This window comes from Halomonas sp. H10-59 (assembly GCF_040070555.1).
GTDB classification, from domain to species: domain Bacteria; phylum Pseudomonadota; class Gammaproteobacteria; order Pseudomonadales; family Halomonadaceae; genus Halomonas; species Halomonas litopenaei.
Genome location: NZ_CP098828.1, coordinates 3,282,918 through 3,300,861, shown reverse-complemented (window position 1 = coordinate 3,300,861; position 17,944 = coordinate 3,282,918). Strand labels below are relative to the sequence as shown.

At 60.9% G+C, this 17,944-nt stretch carries 12 protein-coding genes and 3 rRNA genes; 9 read left to right on the top strand and 6 right to left on the bottom strand.

Annotation, left to right across the window (positions count from 1 at the left end):
* The first annotated feature begins 204 nt into the window (after nucleotides 1-204).
* The 7 genes from NFG57_RS14430 to rlmM all read left to right on the top strand — a co-directional run bounded on the left by NFG57_RS14430 (nucleotide 205) and on the right by rlmM (nucleotide 11,144).
* Nucleotides 205-1,686: a bifunctional 2-methylcitrate dehydratase/aconitate hydratase gene (locus NFG57_RS14430; protein WP_045993767.1), complete on the top strand. Its 1,482-nt coding sequence runs from the start codon at nucleotides 205-207 to the stop codon at nucleotides 1,684-1,686.
* Nucleotides 1,687-2,363: 677 nt separating this feature from the next.
* Nucleotides 2,364-3,901 (top strand): 16S ribosomal RNA (locus NFG57_RS14425).
* Between the two features lie 240 nt (nucleotides 3,902-4,141).
* Nucleotides 4,142-7,029, top strand: a 23S ribosomal RNA gene (locus NFG57_RS14420).
* 94 nt (nucleotides 7,030-7,123) lie between these two features.
* Nucleotides 7,124-7,239: ribosomal RNA gene (gene rrf, locus NFG57_RS14415) — 5S ribosomal RNA — on the top strand.
* Together the 16S, 23S and 5S rRNA genes form the textbook arrangement of a ribosomal RNA operon.
* Nucleotides 7,240-7,773: 534 nt before the next feature.
* Nucleotides 7,774-9,333, top strand: a complete 1,560-nt coding sequence (locus tag NFG57_RS14410; RefSeq protein ID WP_213228935.1) for a BCCT family transporter — start codon at nucleotides 7,774-7,776, stop codon at nucleotides 9,331-9,333.
* 310 nt (nucleotides 9,334-9,643) lie between these two features.
* Entirely contained in the window at nucleotides 9,644-10,081 is a 438-nt protein-coding gene (locus NFG57_RS14405; protein WP_108449027.1) for a DUF2721 domain-containing protein, read from the top strand.
* The gene (gene rlmM / locus NFG57_RS14400; protein WP_045992978.1) at nucleotides 10,071-11,144 is read left to right on the top strand and encodes a 23S rRNA (cytidine(2498)-2'-O)-methyltransferase RlmM; all 1,074 of its coding nucleotides are present in this window, start codon (nucleotides 10,071-10,073) and stop codon (nucleotides 11,142-11,144) included. The genes NFG57_RS14405 and rlmM overlap by 11 nt, the downstream gene beginning before the upstream one ends.
* Before the next feature lie 31 nt (nucleotides 11,145-11,175).
* Here the strand turns inward: rlmM and NFG57_RS14395 are convergent, their stop codons facing one another.
* Entirely contained in the window at nucleotides 11,176-11,463 is a 288-nt protein-coding gene (locus NFG57_RS14395; protein WP_045992977.1) for an antibiotic biosynthesis monooxygenase family protein, read from the bottom strand.
* 26 nt (nucleotides 11,464-11,489) lie between these two features.
* Between NFG57_RS14395 and tusA the strand changes: the two genes are divergently transcribed.
* Nucleotides 11,490-11,744 carry a sulfurtransferase TusA gene (tusA, locus tag NFG57_RS14390; RefSeq protein ID WP_045992976.1) on the top strand — a complete coding sequence of 85 codons (255 nt, stop codon included), beginning with the start codon at nucleotides 11,490-11,492 and terminating at the stop codon, nucleotides 11,742-11,744.
* Between the two features lie 75 nt (nucleotides 11,745-11,819).
* Here tusA and NFG57_RS14385 read toward each other — a convergent pair whose 3' ends face one another.
* From NFG57_RS14385 to NFG57_RS14375, 3 genes are all read right to left on the bottom strand, one after another.
* Nucleotides 11,820-12,533, bottom strand: a complete 714-nt coding sequence (locus tag NFG57_RS14385) for a hypothetical protein (RefSeq protein WP_108133204.1) — start codon at nucleotides 12,531-12,533, stop codon at nucleotides 11,820-11,822.
* A 102-nt stretch (nucleotides 12,534-12,635) separates the two neighbouring features.
* Complete coding sequence (locus NFG57_RS14380) at nucleotides 12,636-13,706, bottom strand: DUF3080 family protein (protein WP_249742862.1); 1,071 nt, start codon at nucleotides 13,704-13,706, stop codon at nucleotides 12,636-12,638.
* A 2-nt stretch (nucleotides 13,707-13,708) separates the two neighbouring features.
* Nucleotides 13,709-15,148, bottom strand: a complete 1,440-nt coding sequence (locus tag NFG57_RS14375; protein ID WP_240184243.1) for an MATE family efflux transporter — start codon at nucleotides 15,146-15,148, stop codon at nucleotides 13,709-13,711.
* Nucleotides 15,149-15,597: 449 nt separating this feature from the next.
* Between NFG57_RS14375 and NFG57_RS14370 the strand changes: the two genes are divergently transcribed.
* Nucleotides 15,598-16,152, top strand: coding sequence for an elongation factor P hydroxylase (locus NFG57_RS14370; protein ID WP_045992972.1), 555 nt, complete (start codon nucleotides 15,598-15,600; stop codon nucleotides 16,150-16,152).
* A gap of 9 nt (nucleotides 16,153-16,161) precedes the next feature.
* Here NFG57_RS14370 and NFG57_RS14365 read toward each other — a convergent pair whose 3' ends face one another.
* Together NFG57_RS14365 and NFG57_RS14360 are read right to left on the bottom strand one after the other, a co-directional pair.
* Entirely contained in the window at nucleotides 16,162-17,148 is a 987-nt protein-coding gene (locus NFG57_RS14365) for an MBL fold metallo-hydrolase (RefSeq protein WP_287165379.1), read from the bottom strand.
* 315 nt (nucleotides 17,149-17,463) lie between these two features.
* Nucleotides 17,464-17,943: a hypothetical protein gene (locus tag NFG57_RS14360; protein ID WP_108133207.1), complete on the bottom strand. Its 480-nt coding sequence runs from the start codon at nucleotides 17,941-17,943 to the stop codon at nucleotides 17,464-17,466.
* Between the last annotated feature and the right edge of the window lies 1 nt (nucleotide 17,944).

Genomic DNA, 17,944 nt, shown 5'->3' with positions numbered 1-17,944 from the left:
CGACGATACTGACAACGGACCTTTTGCATTAGCGCCGCCGCCAGGCGGCGCTGTCGTTCTCCCCCATTCTCGAACCTCTCGCCATCCGCCCACGCTGGTCCTCGGACTCCCGGCCCCTGCCCTGATACAGGCACAGGCTCAGGCCCTGGCTCAGGTGCAGGCACGCCGGCAGCGGGCGATAGCGCTCACTGGAAGGAGGCAGACATGAGCACCGTCGAATCCAATGTTCGTCCCGACTACGACGACGAACTCAAGGCCATCGCCGACTATGCGCTGGACGCCGTCATCGATAGTGACGAGGCCTTCGATACCGCACGCCACTGCCTGATGGATACTTTGGGCTGTGGCCTGCTGGCATTGCGCTTCCCAGAATGCACCAAGCATCTGGGGCCGCTGGTGGAAGGCACCCAGGTGCCATGTGGCTCGCGGGTGCCTGGCACGTCCTATCGACTGGACCCGATCAAGGCGGCCTTCGATATCGGAGCCATGGTGCGCTGGCTGGACTACAACGATACCTGGCTCGCGGCGGAGTGGGGGCACCCGTCGGACAATCTGGGCGGTATCCTGGCGGTGGCCGACCATCTCTCACAGTGCCGCGTGGCCAGAGGCGAAGCCCCGTTGGTCATGCACGAGGTGCTCGATGCGATGATACGGGCACACGAGATACAGGGCGTGCTGGCGCTGGAGAACTCGTTCAATCGTGTCGGACTGGACCACGTGTTACTGGTCAAGGTGGCGTCCACTGCCGCTATCGCCAGGCTGCGCGGCGCCAGTCGTGAGCAGACGCTGTCGGCGCTATCCCATGCCTTCGTCGACGGTCAGAGCCTGCGCACCTACCGCCATGCTCCCAATGCCGGTTCGCGCAAGAGCTGGGCCGCCGGTGACGCCACCTCGCGGGCGGCGCGTCTGGTGGACATCGCGATGCGCGGGGAAATGGGCATACCCGGCGTCCTGAGCGCTCCCCAGTGGGGCTTCTGTGATGTCTCCTTCAGTCACTCCAATCGTGATCTCTCGCTGAAACCCGAGGACACCCGGCGTCTACGCCTGCCTCAGTCGTTTGGCAGCTACGTGATGGAGAACATCCTGTTCAAGCTGTCCTTCCCCGCAGAGTTTCATGCCCAGACGGCCTGCGAGGCGGCGGTCACCCTGCACCCCGAGGTCAAGGGGCGGCTGGATGAGATCGAGCGCATCGAGCTGACTACCCATGAGTCGGCAATACGCATCATCTCCAAGGAAGGGGCGCTGGCCAACCCGGCAGATCGAGACCACTGCCTGCAGTACATGGTGGCGGTACCGCTGATGCTGGGTGAGCTTCAGGCCGAGCACTACGAGGATGACTTTCATCAGGCTCATCCGGAGATCGATGAGCTGCGGGCAAGGATGGTGGTCGTCGAGGACGAGGGCTATACACGGGACTATCTGGACCCGGACAAGCGATCGATCGCCAACGCGGTCAGGGTGGTGTTCACCGATGGTAGTGCGACCGACAAGGTGGAGGTGGCCTATCCCATTGGTCATCGCCGTCGTCGCGAAGAGGGCATGGCGGTGCTCGAGGCCAAGTGTCGACGCCACCTGGCCACCCGATTCGCCCCCGGACGTTGCGACGAGATCATGACGCTGTATCAGGACGCCGAGCGCCTGGCGGCGACGCCGGTTCATCGCTTTGTCGATCTGCTGGTGCTGTAGAGACCAACGAGGGGAGGGCGGTGGCTTGGGCAGCGTGGGCAGCGCTGTCCCCGGGCGTACCCATGGGCCTGCAAAATCCGTCGCCGGGCAGGCTTAGCCTTTGGTCGAAATTTTTTTACACGAAGTGCTTGCCAAGGCCGGCCCCGATCCGTAAAGTACGCATCCGCTGCCGACGACGAGCAAACGTCACAGGCGGTGAAGAGTGGTAAAAGTGATTGTTTTGAAAAGGCTTTTTGAAGTCTTCGAAAAATTCTCCACTTGACGGGCAACGAGAAATCGGTAAAATGCTCGCCACTCGATCGGAGTCGCCAGGACGGCATCGCAGGATGCGCGTCAGGCTCGCTTCGCTTTCTTGGGTCCTGCAGGCATCGCTTGCACGGCGAAAAAAAGAAAGCCTTGACGAAACGCTTCGATTCTGTAGAATACGCCTTCCTCGCAGGGCGTTGCGACAAGGGCTCGGGTTAAAGATTCGGGCTGCGGCGCAGCAAAGCGAGACGCTCTTTAAGCTCACTATAGAGCCCAGAGCACGCTCTTTAATAATTTGATCAGGTAATTCATGTGGGCGCTTGCCGATGAGTCAGTGACACTGTCACTGAAATATCAAGGCAAGCGACTCGTCAAACGAGACGTTTGAACCTTGAGCCAAGTTTGGTCCGCTTAACGGACTATCAGACTTTAAACTGAAGAGTTTGATCATGGCTCAGATTGAACGCTGGCGGCAGGCCTAACACATGCAAGTCGAGCGGAAACGATCCTAGCTTGCTAGGAGGCGTCGAGCGGCGGACGGGTGAGTAATGCATAGGAATCTGCCCGGTAGTGGGGGATAACCTGGGGAAACCCAGGCTAATACCGCATACGCCCTACGGGGGAAAGCAGGGGATCTTCGGACCTTGCGCTATCGGATGAGCCTATGTCGGATTAGCTAGTTGGTGAGGTAACGGCTCACCAAGGCTGCGATCCGTAGCTGGTCTGAGAGGATGATCAGCCACATCGGGACTGAGACACGGCCCGAACTCCTACGGGAGGCAGCAGTGGGGAATATTGGACAATGGGCGAAAGCCTGATCCAGCCATGCCGCGTGTGTGAAGAAGGCCTTCGGGTTGTAAAGCACTTTCAGTGAGGAAGAAAGCCTTGAGGTTAATACCCTCGAGGGAGGACATCACTCACAGAAGAAGCACCGGCTAACTCCGTGCCAGCAGCCGCGGTAATACGGAGGGTGCGAGCGTTAATCGGAATTACTGGGCGTAAAGCGCGCGTAGGCGGCTTGATAAGCCGGTTGTGAAAGCCCCGGGCTCAACCTGGGAACGGCATCCGGAACTGTCAGGCTAGAGTGCAGGAGAGGAAGGTAGAATTCCCGGTGTAGCGGTGAAATGCGTAGAGATCGGGAGGAATACCAGTGGCGAAGGCGGCCTTCTGGACTGACACTGACGCTGAGGTGCGAAAGCGTGGGTAGCAAACAGGATTAGATACCCTGGTAGTCCACGCCGTAAACGATGTCGACTAGCCGTTGGGCTCCTTGAGAGCTTTGTGGCGCAGTTAACGCGATAAGTCGACCGCCTGGGGAGTACGGCCGCAAGGTTAAAACTCAAATGAATTGACGGGGGCCCGCACAAGCGGTGGAGCATGTGGTTTAATTCGATGCAACGCGAAGAACCTTACCTACCCTTGACATCGAGAGAACTTTCCAGAGATGGATTGGTGCCTTCGGGAGCTCTCAGACAGGTGCTGCATGGCTGTCGTCAGCTCGTGTTGTGAAATGTTGGGTTAAGTCCCGTAACGAGCGCAACCCTTGTCCCTATTTGCCAGCGATTCGGTCGGGAACTCTAGGGAGACTGCCGGTGACAAACCGGAGGAAGGTGGGGACGACGTCAAGTCATCATGGCCCTTACGGGTAGGGCTACACACGTGCTACAATGGCCGGTACAATGGGTTGCGAATCCGCGAGGTGGAGCTAATCCCATAAAGCCGGTCTCAGTCCGGATCGGAGTCTGCAACTCGACTCCGTGAAGTCGGAATCGCTAGTAATCGTGAATCAGAATGTCACGGTGAATACGTTCCCGGGCCTTGTACACACCGCCCGTCACACCATGGGAGTGGACTGCACCAGAAGTGGTTAGCCTAACTTCGGAGGGCGATCACCACGGTGTGGTTCATGACTGGGGTGAAGTCGTAACAAGGTAGCCGTAGGGGAACCTGCGGCTGGATCACCTCCTTAAACGACACGTCATCTGACTGTCGGTAAGTGCTCACAATGAATTACCTGATCGATAGAGCGGTTAACGGAACTTTAAGTTGGACGTTTGTGCTTCATTAGCAAGCCACAAGCCGCCAGCTTAGAGTTTTGTGCTCTAATGCTCTTTAACAATGTATATCATGCTGACAAAGTAAGATACGTTTCAAGCGTATCCGGCAATTGTCGTGACATCATCGATTGACAGACCCTTTGGGGTTATATGGTCAAGCGATGAAGCGCATACGGTGGATGCCTAGGCAGTCAGAGGCGATGAAAGACGTGGAAGCCTGCGATAAGGTTCGGCGAGGTGGCAAACGACCTGCGACCCGGACATCTCTGAATGGGGAAACCCACCCAAGGTAACTTGGGTATCTCATGTTGAATATATAGACATGAGAGGCGAACCGGGGGAACTGAAACATCTAAGTACCCCGAGGAAAAGAAATCAACCGAGATTCCCCTAGTAGCGGCGAGCGAACGGGGACCAGCCCTTAAGCAACACAACTGGTAGGTGAACAGACTGGGAAGTCTGGCCATAGTGGGTGATAGCCCCGTAACCGAAACCTGAGTGTTGTGAAATCGAGTAGGTCGAGGCACGTGAAACCTTGACTGAAGACGGGGGGACCATCCTCCAAGGCTAAATACTCCTGACTGACCGATAGTGAACCAGTACCGTGAGGGAAAGGCGAAAAGAACCCCGGAGAGGGGAGTGAAATAGATCCTGAAACCGTATGCGTACAAGCAGTGGGAGCCAACTTGTTTGGTGACCGCGTACCTTTTGTATAATGGGTCAGCGACTTATTTTCAGTGGCGAGCTTAACCGTATAGGGGAGGCGTAGAGAAATCGAGTCTTAACTGGGCGACCAGTCGCTGGAAATAGACCCGAAACCGGGCGATCTATCCATGAGCAGGTTGAAGGTTGAGTAACATCAACTGGAGGACCGAACCAGGATCTGTTGAAAAAGATTTGGATGACTTGTGGATCGGAGTGAAAGGCTAATCAAGCCCGGAGATAGCTGGTTCTCCTCGAAAGCTATTTAGGTAGCGCCTCACGTATCACCGCCGGGGGTAGAGCACTGTTTCGGCTAGGGGGTCATCCCGACTTACCAACCCGAGGCAAACTCCGAATACCGGTGAGTGCAAGCGTGGGAGACACACAGCGGGTGCTAACGTCCGTTGTGAAAAGGGAAACAACCCAGACCGTCAGCTAAGGTCCCGAAATCCTGGTTAAGTGGGAAACGATGTGGGAAGGCTTAGACAGCTAGGAGGTTGGCTTAGAAGCAGCCATCCTTTAAAGAAAGCGTAATAGCTCACTAGTCGAGTCGGCCTGCGCGGAAGATGTAACGGGGCTCAAACCAGGTACCGAAGCTACGGGTTCGTCGAATGACGAGCGGTAGAGGAGCGTCGTGTAAGCCGATGAAGGTGTGTTGAGAAGCATGCTGGAGGTATCACGAGTGCGAATGCTGACATGAGTAACGACAAGGGGAGTGAAAAACTCCCCCGCCGGAAGACCAAGGGTTTCTGTTCGACGCTAATCGGAGCAGAGTGAGTCGGCCCCTAAGGCGAGGCCGAAAGGCGTAGTCGATGGGAAACGGGTCAATATTCCCGTACCTCACAGTATTGCGATGGGGGGACGAAGAAGGCTAGGTGAGCCAGGCGTTGGTTGTCCTGGTGAAAGCCGGTAGGCTGAGGATTCAGGTAAATCCGGATCCTCAAGGCCGAGAGGCGAGACGAACTGACTACGGTCAGGAAGTCATCGATGCCACGCTTCCAGGAAAAGCCTCTAAGCTTCAGATACTGTGAGACCGTACCCCAAACCGACACAGGTGGTCAGGTAGAGAATACCAAGGCGCTTGAGAGAACTCGGGTGAAGGAACTAGGCAAAATGGTGCCGTAACTTCGGGAGAAGGCACGCCGCATTAGGGTGAAGGTCCTCGCGACCGGAGCCTGACGCGGTCGAAGATACCAGGTGGCTGCAACTGTTTATTAAAAACACAGCACTCTGCAAACGCGCAAGCGGACGTATAGGGTGTGACGCCTGCCCGGTGCCGGAAGGTTAAGTGATGGTGTTAGCTCACGCGAAGCTCCTGATCGAAGCCCCGGTAAACGGCGGCCGTAACTATAACGGTCCTAAGGTAGCGAAATTCCTTGTCGGGTAAGTTCCGACCTGCACGAATGGCGTAATGATGGCCACGCTGTCTCCACCCGAGACTCAGTGAAATTGAAATCGCAGTGAAGATGCTGTGTACCCGCGGCTAGACGGAAAGACCCCGTGAACCTTTACTACAGCTTCACACTGGACGCTGATGTTGCTTGTGTAGGATAGCTGGGAGGCTTTGAAACCCTGTCGCCAGATGGGGTGGAGCCAACCTTGAAATACCAGCCTGGCATCATTGGCGTTCTAACTCAGGACCGTAATCCGGTTCGAGGACCGTGTGTGGTGGGTAGTTTGACTGGGGCGGTCTCCTCCCAAAGAGTAACGGAGGAGCACGAAGGTACCCTCAGCACGGTTGGAAATCGTGCAGTGAGTGCAAGAGCATAAGGGTGCTTAACTGCGAGACAGACACGTCGAGCAGATACGAAAGTAGGTTCTAGTGATCCGGTGGTTCTGTATGGAAGGGCCATCGCTCAACGGATAAAAGGTACTCCGGGGATAACAGGCTGATACCGCCCAAGAGTTCACATCGACGGCGGTGTTTGGCACCTCGATGTCGGCTCATCACATCCTGGGGCTGAAGTCGGTCCCAAGGGTATGGCTGTTCGCCATTTAAAGTGGTACGCGAGCTGGGTTTAGAACGTCGTGAGACAGTTCGGTCCCTATCTGCCGTGGGCGTTGGAGATTTGAGAAGCGCTGCTCCTAGTACGAGAGGACCGGAGTGGACGTACCTCTGGTGTTCCGGTTGTCACGCCAGTGGCATTGCCGGGTAGCTATGTACGGACGGGATAACCGCTGAAAGCATCTAAGCGGGAAGCCCCCTTCAAGATGAGATCTCCCTGAGGCCTTGAGCCTCCTAAAGGACCCAGCAAGACCAGCTGGTTGATAGGCCGGGTGTGGAAGCGCTGCAAGGCGTTGAGCTAACCGGTACTAATGGTCCGTGAGGCTTGACCATATAACACCCAAAGGGTTTTGGTCGATGATGTCTCGAATTAATTGACGGATACGATGAAACGTATCGTCAGCATGATATACATTGCCTTTTTCCGCCTGACGACCATAGCGAGTGGGAACCACCTGATCCCTTGCCGAACTCAGAAGTGAAACCGCTCAGCGCCGATGGTAGTGTGGGGTCTCCCCATGCGAGAGTAGGTCATCGTCAGGCATTTATTCAGAAGAAGCCCAATTCCGAGAGGAGTTGGGCTTTTTCGTACGCATGGGGAAGACCTCTCTCTTTATATGTGGGGCCGCGCCGATAACCCCCCTCGGCGCGGTCCGGCCGCTCGCAGGCTCGCGTCGTTCGTCCCCCCTTGCGGCGTTGCCGCAAAAGCTCGGGGTGACTCACCCCCATGCGAGGGCGCTAGTGTTTGTGTGACGCCCTGAGGTCGTATACCCCTCCAGTGGCATGCTGGCATGACCGGAAAAAGACTCAAGCGTTGAACCATCGCGCTGTTCAGGGGGTGGTCACGCGGCGTCGACATTGTCATGCTTTTTTTACGATAAGCCTGGAACGGGTTCCAGGCGCGTCGCCGGGTTCGATTCGCGCATGAGGCGCGGTGAATCCTTTCCCTTCAGCCACAGAGCTGTCATGAAATCGCGGAATCCTCCGTGCTTCCTTCATGCCCATCAGGGCGCCATTCATCTTTCCCAAAAGGAGAGTCCGACAGCCTGACCCTAGTCTGCTGTCGCTACCCACCACATGAGTCATACCACCGCTTCCTCCGACTCGCGGGCTTCTTCGGCCGGTTCTCGACTGGGTGATCCCATCGTGCTCATCTTGAGCATCGGCTTCATCATGGGCTTCGTCGCCCTGTCTGTGTACGACATCGAGATGGTTGCCAACGGCATCTCGGCAGGCTTTGCCTGGACCGCCAAGACCCTGGGCAGCTATTTCCAGCTGTTGTTGCTGGCGACCTTCTTCATCGCCATGGGCATCGCCGTGTCTCCCAGCGCCAAGGCGCGTATCGGCAATCTCGAGACGCCAGAGATCAGTACCTTCAAGTGGCTGTCGATGATCATGTGCACGCTGCTCGCGGGCGGCGGTGTGTTCTTCGCCGCCGGTGAGCCGGTCTATCACTTCGTGGTGACGCCGCCGGCCTTCGACAGCGAAGCCGGGACGGCTGAGGCCATTTCAGGGGCTCTGGCCCAGTCGTTCATGCACTGGGGGCTGCTGGCCTGGGCCGTGCTGGGTACGCTGGCGTCGGTGGTGCTGGCTCATGCCCACTACGTCAAGGGACAGCCGCTGCAGCCGCGGACCCTGCTGTATCCGGTGCTGGGCGAAAAGGTCATGAAGGGGCCCTTCGGTGGCCTGGTCGACGCTCTGTGCGTAATCGCCGTGGTGGCGGGTACCGTCGGCCCCATCGGTTTCCTGGCGACTCAGGTCAGCTTCGGTTTTCATGAGCTGTTCGGTGTCAGTGAAGGCTACAGCACCCAATTGATGGTGCTTGCTGCTCTGGGGGTGGTGTACGTGACCTCGGCGGTCACCGGGATCCACAGGGGGATCCAGATCCTCAGCCGCTTCAACGTGTTTCTGGCTCTGGCGATCGCTGCGACGATCTTTATCCTGGGACCGACGCTGTTTCTGACCGATGCCTTTACCCAGGGGGCGGGCGCCTATCTGAGCTCGTTCTTCGAGATGGCGACCATGACCACCCAGACCGCACCGGACTGGTGGATGCAGTGGTGGACAGTGTTCTTCTTTGCCTGGTTTATCGGTTACGGCCCGCTGATGGCGATCTTCGTCGCTCGGATTTCTCGTGGACGCTCCATCCGGCAGATGATTCTGGCGGTGGCGGTGATGGCGCCTGTGGCAACCATGATCTGGTTTACCCTGCTGGGTGGTTCCGGCATCTACTATCAACTGAGCGGTGCCATCGATCTGACCGAGGCGCTGAACAACTTCCAGTTTGATGTCGCGACCCTGACCGTGGCCCAGGCGCTGCCCGGCGGAAGCCTGATGGCCATGGCCATCCTGCTGTTGACCACCATCTTCGTGGCGACGACCGGTGACTCCATGAGCTACGCCATTTCCGTGGTCGGTGCCGGTCACGACGAGCCCAACGCACTGGTTCGTGCCTTCTGGGGCATCGCCATGGCGCTGATGGCCGCCATTCTGCTGAGAATGGGCGCAGGCCAGATCAGTGCCCTGCAGCAGTTTATCGTGATCACCGCCATCCCGGTGTCGCTGGTGCTGCTGCCGACATTGTGGACGGCCCCTCGGGCGGCTCGTCAGATGGCCAAGGAGCAGGGCATCCTGTAATCGGGACATCGCCTCTGTTGGCCGCGGCCTGATGGCTCTGCAGGTTGAGTCCTGATTGCGGCCTCCGCTCCATTGTCTGCCCCCGACGCTTGCGTCGGGGGCAGTTTCGTATAAGGCACAGCGGTCCGGCGGTCGCTACCGGATCGGCAAGTTGTGCGTCTTTCCACGCGAGCTTGTCTCAGCGTACCGGGTGTGTCGCACCTGGTGCGTCAAGCTGACCTTCGAGGCTGGGGGAAGGGCCGCGCGACTCGTCGCCAGGCGCCGTGACTGCTACCATGATCGACTTTCGTCGATCCTCTGGAGTGCCCCCGTGAACTTGACCACGCCGGCCCTGCTGTTTCCCGCCATTTCATTGCTGTTGCTGGCCTATACCAATCGCTTCCTGACCCTGGCCGGACTGATCCGCAAGCTGGCGGAGCAGGTAAAGGAGGGGGAAGAGGATCACGTCACCCAGATCCGACTACTGCGACGGCGCATCTCGCTGACCAAGCGAATGCAGATCGCCGGGGTTTTCGCTTTTCTGCTGTGTACCCTGTCGATGTTTGCGCTGTTCCTGTCATGGACGCCGCTGGGTATGCTGCTGTTCGGCATCAGCCTGGCATCGCTGTCGATATCCCTGGTGTTTTCGCTGTGGGAGGTGGTGATCTCCACCAACGCCCTGAACGTTCAGTTGAAGGATATCGAACTGACCGCCGAGGGACGCGCCGGACTCGACTGGAGAAAGAGAACCTTTACCCATGACGCCTGATCAAATCCTTCTGTTCTGTCGCCCGGGGTTCGAGCCGGACCTGGCCGCCGAGCTGACCGACCGCCTGCACGCTGAGTTCCTGGCCGAAGGCGAGGGCGCCAGCGTCGAGCCCCTGATGGAGGAGGGGCTGGTCAGGGTCAGCATGGACGGCGAGCACCCGGCCAATGACTTGCATCGTCGCCTGCGTCTCGACGAGCTGGTATTTGCCCGCCAGTCGTTGCTGGCCCTGCCGGAGCTCTCGCTGTCCCGGGACGATCGGCTCTCGCCCATCTTCGAGCAGCTCAAGGCCTGTGGCTGGAGCTTCGAGTCGATCTGGCAGGAGACCCCGGATACCAACGAGGCCAAGGCGCTGAGTAGCCTGTTGAAGGCGTTGGAGCGCCCGCTCAACTCCCAGCTCAAGAAGCGTGGCGCCTTGCGCCGCAAGGCGGGAGGACGACGGCTGCACCTGGTCTGGCGTGACGGTGACCGGGTCCAGCTGGCGATGAGCTTTCCCGGCAATCGCAGTGAATTCCCCGGCGGCATTCGACGTCTGCGCTTCCCCCACGCTGCGCCAAGCCGCTCGACCTTGAAGCTCGAGGAGGCCTGGCATGAATTCGTGCCGCGTGACGAGTGGGACGAGCGACTCGGGGAGGGCATGCAGGCGGCGGATCTTGGTGCTGCCCCGGGGGGCTGGACCTGGCAGCTGGTGCAGCGGGGGATGCAGGTCTACGCCATCGACAATGGCCCCATGGACAAGGCCCTGATGGCCAGCGGCATGGTCGAGCATCTGCGTGAGGATGGCTTCGTGTGGGAGCCGCCGATGCGCCTGGACTGGCTGGTCTGCGACATCGTCGACAAGCCCTCGCGCGTCATCACCATGATGGAGCGTTGGCTGTTGCAGCGCTGGTGTCGCGAGGCGGTGTTCAACTTGAAGCTGCCGATGAAGAAGCGCTGGGAGGAGGTATCGCTGTGTCTTTCCGGCCTCGCGTCACGCTTGCAGGAGGCCGGGGTTCGGGCTGAGATACGCTGTCGTCACCTTTATCACGACAGGGAAGAGGTCACCGTGCACGTTCGCCTCGATTGAGGCGGCGACACGGGCAGCAGATGGGCGTGGGTCAGTAGGCCGGTTCGAAGATCCGGACGTTCTCTGCCTCGGTCAGCAGCGGCTGGACGTGCTGCATCACTCTTTCTCGGGCCTCGCTGTTGTACCATGCCTTCCAGGCGCGCAGATCGCGCCACTTGGTGATCATCAGACGGCGGTCGGAGCGTCCTTGTTCGACCAGGCTCTCGCCGCCGAAGAAGCCATCGGCGCCCAGCGACTGGCGCATGGCCTCTCGTGCGGCCTGCTCGTATTCTTCTTCCAGGCCCGGCATGATGCGGCGCTCGATGATGATCTTGATCATGCTTTCACTCCAACTCCGAGGTATTGATGGTGGATTCTTCCGATGCGCTGCCCGCAAGCGACAAGGAACTGGATACCAGCGGTCTGTTCTGCCCTGAACCGATCATGATGATGCACAACGCGGTGCGGGACATGAGTCCTGGCCAGGTGCTCAAGGTCACGGCGACAGATCCGGCGACCACCCGAGATGTGCCCAAGTTCTGCCAGTTTCTCGGGCACGAGCTGGTGGAGCATCGCAGTCTTGAAGATGGCTCGCACTTCTACTTTATCCGGCTGGGATGATATTGCCGAGGGAGGGGACTCAACGCTTGAGCCCCCTCCCCGGTGGTGACGCTGATCCTGACGCTCCTTCCGACGCTATTCTGAGGCTTCCTCATCGTCGTCAGGCATGACCATCATGGCCAGGGCTTCCAGCGTCGCCGGGTCTTCCTGGCGAATACGATTGGCGATCTGGCGCTGGAAGAAGTACACCACCCGGTGTCGGCTGTGGCCCGGGTAGAGACAGGCGTCGCCGGGCAGTACCGGGACGGTTTCGATCAGGTTCTCGTCGGCCAGCAGGGACTCGATGGTGCCATCGCTGTACAGGCGCCAGCCGAAGACCTGCTTGAGCTGCCAGGGCGCGCCTTCCTCGTCCATGCACAGGGCGTGGGTACCCTGATGATCCGGCAGGCTCTGGATCAGGGTGGTTTCGCGGGTATCCTCGTATTCGAAGTAGGCCGCCGCGTGGGCCAGTTCCATTTCCTTGTGTTCCGGGGGCTGGTCGAACAGCTCCTCGGTTTCCGGATCACGGTAGCCGACGAAGTGACCGTGGTCCGGATCGTCGAGCTGCTCGCATGGCGTCAGCGACTCCATCCACGGGACCAGCCCGACAATATCGCCGTTCTCACGCATCCCCCAGGCCAGTATCGGCATGCCGTACAGGGTATCCGGGTGCGCGTCGAGTCGGTACACCATCTCCAGTCCATCGAGCTCCGGGGCCAGGCGAACCAGGCGTCTGCGGGCCAGTTGGCGTTGGCGCATGCTCTCCAGGTCGATGACCCGAGCGGGGCGGGGTGACAGTGGAATGCCCATGATCTCCCTCCAGCGGCTGCTTGCTTACGGCATCGCATCTCGGCCCGGGGCCGGACGCTGCGCTCTACGTCCCTGTTCTCATCAATAGCACAGACTCATCAACTAGCGTAAGTCCTCGTGGGTATCACAGCGTTGACGCCATTGCTGACGCAACCACAGGTGATCGTCTCGTACGCGCACGAAACTTGCCAGTGGCGTGGTTTCGCTGTCCAGGTCGAGCCATTGCCGGCGGTAGTCCTGAAAGGCCTGGCTGCCCGCCACATGGGCGTCCAGCAGTCGGTCCATGCCAGCGAACCAGCGTAGCGCCTGCGTCTCGAGGCGCTCAAGTGACGCTAGGGTGTCGCCTTCCTCAGGCAGCGTCGTCGCCTGTGAACATGCCGCATCAGCGCCGGTCCGGTCGTTGTCTGAGCGATGGCGGGAGGCGAGGGCGCTCTCAAGCAGTCGACTGGCTTCCTCGAGGCGTTGGCTTGCCAGCATCAGGGCGCGCATCAGCTCGGCACTCAGTGGACGATCCCGCAGGGTGGCAAGCGCCTGTTCCAGTGGCCCGGACTCTGGCGTCCACTGGCGGTCGAACTGATGGATGACCGCTTCGTTCAGATAGCCAAGCGCCGCAAGCTGCTCGTCGACCGCCGAGAGTTCGTCGAGAGGCAGGGGAGAGCTTGCCCGCGAGAAGCTGCCGGTCCACTCCTCGGAGGAGACCAGGGCGTTGTAGCTGGCCAGCGGTAGCTGGCGTGTCTTGATGTCGGTCAGGCGAGCCAGGCGCTGGCGGTCACCCTCGGCCAGGGCGTCGGCGGCCTCGGCGTTCCAGCAGGCGCTGAGGCGGCGCCACAGACGCAGCTCGTAGAGCCAGCGCTGGCTGGGGGCGGCGGTCTTGCCAAGCTGGTTGTTGCGCTCGGCGACCAGGTTGGCGATATGGCAGCCGCGCAGGGCAAAGACGTCGAGCATGCCTTCCCTGATCGGCGGGATCTCGAGCGTCAACTGACGGCGTTCGGGGAAGTCGCCGATGTTGGCCACCGGCGCGGGCTCCGGTGGTGGCTGGTCGAGTGCCTCGGCTAGCCGCTGTTGATAGGCCAGCAGATCACGTTCCAGCGCCGAGTCGCCACAGCCCACCAGCAGCGACAGGCAGGAGGCGAGCAGCAGCGGTCGCCACCGGCCAGGACGAAAGCCGTTCATGCTCAGCCGTCCTCTGCGCGCCTGGCAACGCTTCGGGCCTTGCGCCGGAAGCGCTCACCGAGCAGCAGCGCGGCGACGGTCAGCCCCGCGATCAGCCCGATCCAGTAGCCGTGTACCCCCATCGGTTCGATCCAGTCGCCAACCCCGTAGCGTCCCAGCAGGTGGCCGCCGCCGAGGCCGACCAGCCAGTACGCCAGCAGGGTGATGAACATGATCACCCGGGTATCCTTGTAGCCGCGCAGGGCGCCGGCGAGGGCCACCTGCAGGGAATCCGATACCTGATAGAGCATCGCCAGCCCCACCAGCGACAGGGTCAGTGCCTGGACCTCGACGTTATGGGTGTAGAGCCCGACGATGGTTTCCGCCGTCAGCCACAGCAGCAGGCTGTTGAACAGCGCCACCAGTAGCGCGATCAGGATGCCGTTCCAGGCCACCAGTCGCGCCAGCCGAGGGTCGCCACCGCCGAGGGTGTTGCCGACCCGCACCGTCAAGGCCATACCCAGTGACAGCGGCAGCATGAACAGTACCGAGGTGTAGTTGAGCGCCACCTGGTGGGCGGCCACCACGATCTCGCCGAGGCTTGCGATAAACAGCGCGATCAGGGTGAACAGGGTGACCTCGACAAAGATCGCCACACCGATGGGAACGCCCACGTAGAGCAGTTCGGCGATCATCCGGGGATTCGGACGGGTGGGCGAGTGCCACAGTTCGATACTGCCATAGGCGCGGCTCTTCTGGGTGTAGCGGATCATCGCCAGGGTCATCACCCACATGGCGATGGCGGTGGCGATGCCGCAACCATAGGCGCCCAGTGCCGGCAGGTCGGCCAACCAGCCGGGGGTGGCGTCGCCCAGCAGGCGAGTGAAACCGTCGCCACCGTAGATCAGCACATAGTTGCTGGGAATATTCACGGCCAGCCCGATCAGGCTGATCCACAACGCCGGCCGGGTATGATTGACCCCGTCGGAGAACGCTCGCAGTGCCAGAAAGATAGCGACGCCGGGCATTCCGAAGGCCACTGCGCCAACATAGTCACGCGCGCGTTCTGCCACTTCCGGCGGCACTTCCATCCAGGCGAATACCGGCGCCACCGCCAGGCGCAGCAACAGCGCCGAGACCAGCCCCAGTACCAGGCCCACCCACAGCGCCTGGTGCACGTTGGGGCGAATGCCCGCCTGGCGCCCGCCCCCCAGCAGCTGGGCGACGATCGGCGTCAGCCCCATCAGGGTTCCGGTCATGAACAGCATCAAGGGCATCCACAGACTTGCACCGACGGAGACCGCGGCGAGGTCGGTGGCGCTCTGGCGGCCAGTCATCATGATATCGACGACGCTCATGCCGGCCTGGGCCAGTTGGGCACCACAGATGGGCAATGCCAGACGGATCAAGGGCCAGCTCTCGCGGCGGCTGGTGGCGCCGAGGCCGGTGGGGAAAGGACGCACGTTGGTGGGCTCCATGCAAAGAATACGGGCTTCTTGCCCTGGTGCCTTGAGTCAGCGGGCCGCTGTCGGGACAGACGGCCAAGAGGTGATCGCCGGGCAAGCGCCGACTCGGGACACGGGGTACCGTGAGAGTGTACCAGCGATGCACCATCTTGGCGCCGCAGGCCCTGGTGCCAGAGTGCGAAGGCCGAGCGCCGTCATCGGTGTCTGGTCAATCAAACCAGCGATGTCGCCAGAATCGAATGCTTCGAGAGTTTGGCTGTGCGCCAAGCCTTGGTATCCTTGCCGGCTCGCGCCAATCGGCATCGGCCACTGTTCTCGCCAGGCGGGTTCGGCAATCGTTGTCGGCAGGCGCCCTTGGCAAGCGCCCTCGCCAACATCGCTCGGTAGTGGCGCGCGGGAACAGCCTGCCGCCGCTTTTGACAAACGCCCGAACTGAAGGAGCCCTTGTGGAGCACCGCCTGGAAGACGTGATCGAACTGTTCGATGGGCTGTTTCTGGGCCCCTGCAATACCCGTCTGGTGCGTGGCGGTGATGAGCCCCTGTATCTGCCCGCCGACGAACAGGTGCCCTGGCATCGGGTGATCTTTGCGCGGGGCTTTTTTGCCAGCGTACTGCACGAGGTCAGCCACTGGTGTATCGCCGGGCCGCGTCGGCGACTACTGGAAGACTACGGCTACTGGTACGAGCCTGACGGTCGCAGCGAGATGCAGCAGCAGGCCTTCGAGAAGGTCGAGGTGGCGCCCCAGGCGCTGGAGCGCATCTTCAGCGAGGCGGCCGGGCTGACCTTTCACGTCAGCGTCGACAACCTCGGCGAGGTGGAGGTCGATCGTGAAGGCTTCGCCCGACGGGTGGCCGAGCGTGCCCGCCGTTACCGTGACGAAGGACTGCCGCGCCGTGCGGCAGCCTTCGAAGCGGCGCTGCGCGGCTTCTATCGGCAAGGGCTGGCGTTGAGCGAGGCGATCGAGCTCGGACGAGAGCAGCTCGAGCCTGCCATCGCCTGATGGTGTCGGTCACTCGATGACGTCAAGATCATCGGGTAGCAGCACCCTGCCATCATAGTCGGCGCGAACCTCGTCAAGCACGCTCTCCCGCGGGGCCGAGTAGTGCAGAACATGGGTCAGCACCAGGGTGCCGGGACGCGCTTCCCGGGCCAACTCTGCCAGTTCATCGCTCAGCGTGTGGGCGTATTGATGGTAGGCCTGCCACTGCGGTGACAGTTGTTCCCACCCCTGACGGCTGATCACCTCGTGGATCAGTACGTCTGCGCCGCTTGCCTGGCGACGCACTTCCTCGGAAAGCGACGTGTCGCCCGAGATCACCAGGGTCAGGTCATCGGTGACGACCTTGTAGCCGTAGGCCTGCTCCCAGTCTCCATGAGTTACCCCGAAGGCGTGGATGCTGATGCCGGGTGACTCGTGGACCAGCCCCTCCTTCTCGATTTCGGTCACCAGGGCCCTGGCCGCCGCTGGATTGGTGACAGGGCTCTTGTCGGCCAGGCGCGTATTGGTGTCCTCGGCCAGCATGGTGTAGACCCCTTGGCTCATGGCCTCGGTACCCACCGGGCCGACCACCGAGATGGGCTGTTCGCGGCGCCACCAGTAGGTGCCGAGCAGTTCCGGGTAATCCAGTACATGGTCGCTGTGGAGGTGGGTCAGAAACAGCCGCTCGATGTTCACCGGGGCGAGCGCTTCGATGCCCATTCGCTCCTGGGCCTGGCTGGCGCGCTCGACGACGCCGGGGCCAACATCGAAGAGATAGGCCTCGCCATCATGGATGACCGCGACCCCCGAACCGGCCCGCTCTCCGTCGGGTACCGGGGTGCCGGTGCCCAGCATCACGATACTGGTGTCGGCCTGGGCGGAGGTGGACAGGGTTGCGCTGAAAAGGGCTGCGCTGGCCAGAGCCAGAAAGGTGGCGATGGCGCGGGGGGCAGGTCGGGGTCCGGCAAGACGCCGGGGCTGGGCAAAAGACGTGGCAATGTTCGTAGTAATGGGCATGGGGTCACTCTCTCGAAGCTTATTGTTCGGATGGCGTACTTAAGTTCGATTTGTTGGGAAGAACAAGCCTGGCCCGAGAGGAGGGAGGAGACCAGTCGACCAAGGTATACCGCGACCACCACGCGGGGGTGACGCCAGCCGCTGCTTTGCTTCGCGCCGGGAGGGGCGGTACTGCTTCGTGACCAAGCGATAGTTCGCGAGAACGCCTGAAGCCCTGGTAACAGGGGATGGAGCTATGGGAGGGCTGACGGGAGGACTGCTGGTAGGACTGACGGCCCGAGTCGCACCGTCAGCGGTCGCATTTCGTTTGCGGTCTCAGTCGCTGTCGCTGAGTCGCTTGTGCAGATGCAACATTACCTCTACCTCCTGCTCCGGACGCATGGGCTCGAGGCCCAGTTCGGCAAACAGCTCGTTGCGGGCGCGCGCCCACTCGCCAGGATCCAGGTCGGGATAGAGGGATTCTGCCGGGGCCAGCTCGACGAAGGGGTCGAGACCGTAGGTGTCGAACAGCCGTGAGATGGCCGCCTCGTCGTCGAATACGCCGGCGGTCAGCAGGGTGGCATTGAAGTGATCGGTTTCCAGTTCACGAATCACGTCCAGCGGACTCACGCCGATGCTGGCCAGCTCCTCGCGGCTGTAGTCGCCGAGGGACACCGTCTCGGCATCGAGCCAGTCCTCGTCGGGCTGGATCAGGGTGTGCTTGATGCGGCCATCGTCGAGGCTCCAGGCGATGGCCAGGGGCAGATCGCCGTCGCCGCCGGTCTCCACGGCGATAAAGGCAGGCATGTCGCCCATG

Coding starts and splice junctions, on each gene's coding strand:
- NFG57_RS14385 (WP_108133204.1), bottom strand. CDS start 12,533: ATGGGCATTCCACTGTCACCCCGCCCCGCTCGGGTCATCGACCTGGAG.
- NFG57_RS14360 (WP_108133207.1), bottom strand. CDS start 17,943: ATGGGCGACATGCCTGCCTTTATCGCCGTGGAGACCGGCGGCGACGGC.
- NFG57_RS14395 (WP_045992977.1), bottom strand. CDS start 11,463: ATGATCAAGATCATCATCGAGCGCCGCATCATGCCGGGCCTGGAAGAA.
- rlmM (WP_045992978.1), top strand. CDS start 10,071: ATGACGCCTGATCAAATCCTTCTGTTCTGTCGCCCGGGGTTCGAGCCG.
- tusA (WP_045992976.1), top strand. CDS start 11,490: ATGGTGGATTCTTCCGATGCGCTGCCCGCAAGCGACAAGGAACTGGAT.
- NFG57_RS14380 (WP_249742862.1), bottom strand. CDS start 13,706: ATGAACGGCTTTCGTCCTGGCCGGTGGCGACCGCTGCTGCTCGCCTCC.
- NFG57_RS14365 (WP_287165379.1), bottom strand. CDS start 17,148: ATGCCCATTACTACGAACATTGCCACGTCTTTTGCCCAGCCCCGGCGT.
- NFG57_RS14430 (WP_045993767.1), top strand. CDS start 205: ATGAGCACCGTCGAATCCAATGTTCGTCCCGACTACGACGACGAACTC.
- NFG57_RS14410 (WP_213228935.1), top strand. CDS start 7,774: ATGAGTCATACCACCGCTTCCTCCGACTCGCGGGCTTCTTCGGCCGGT.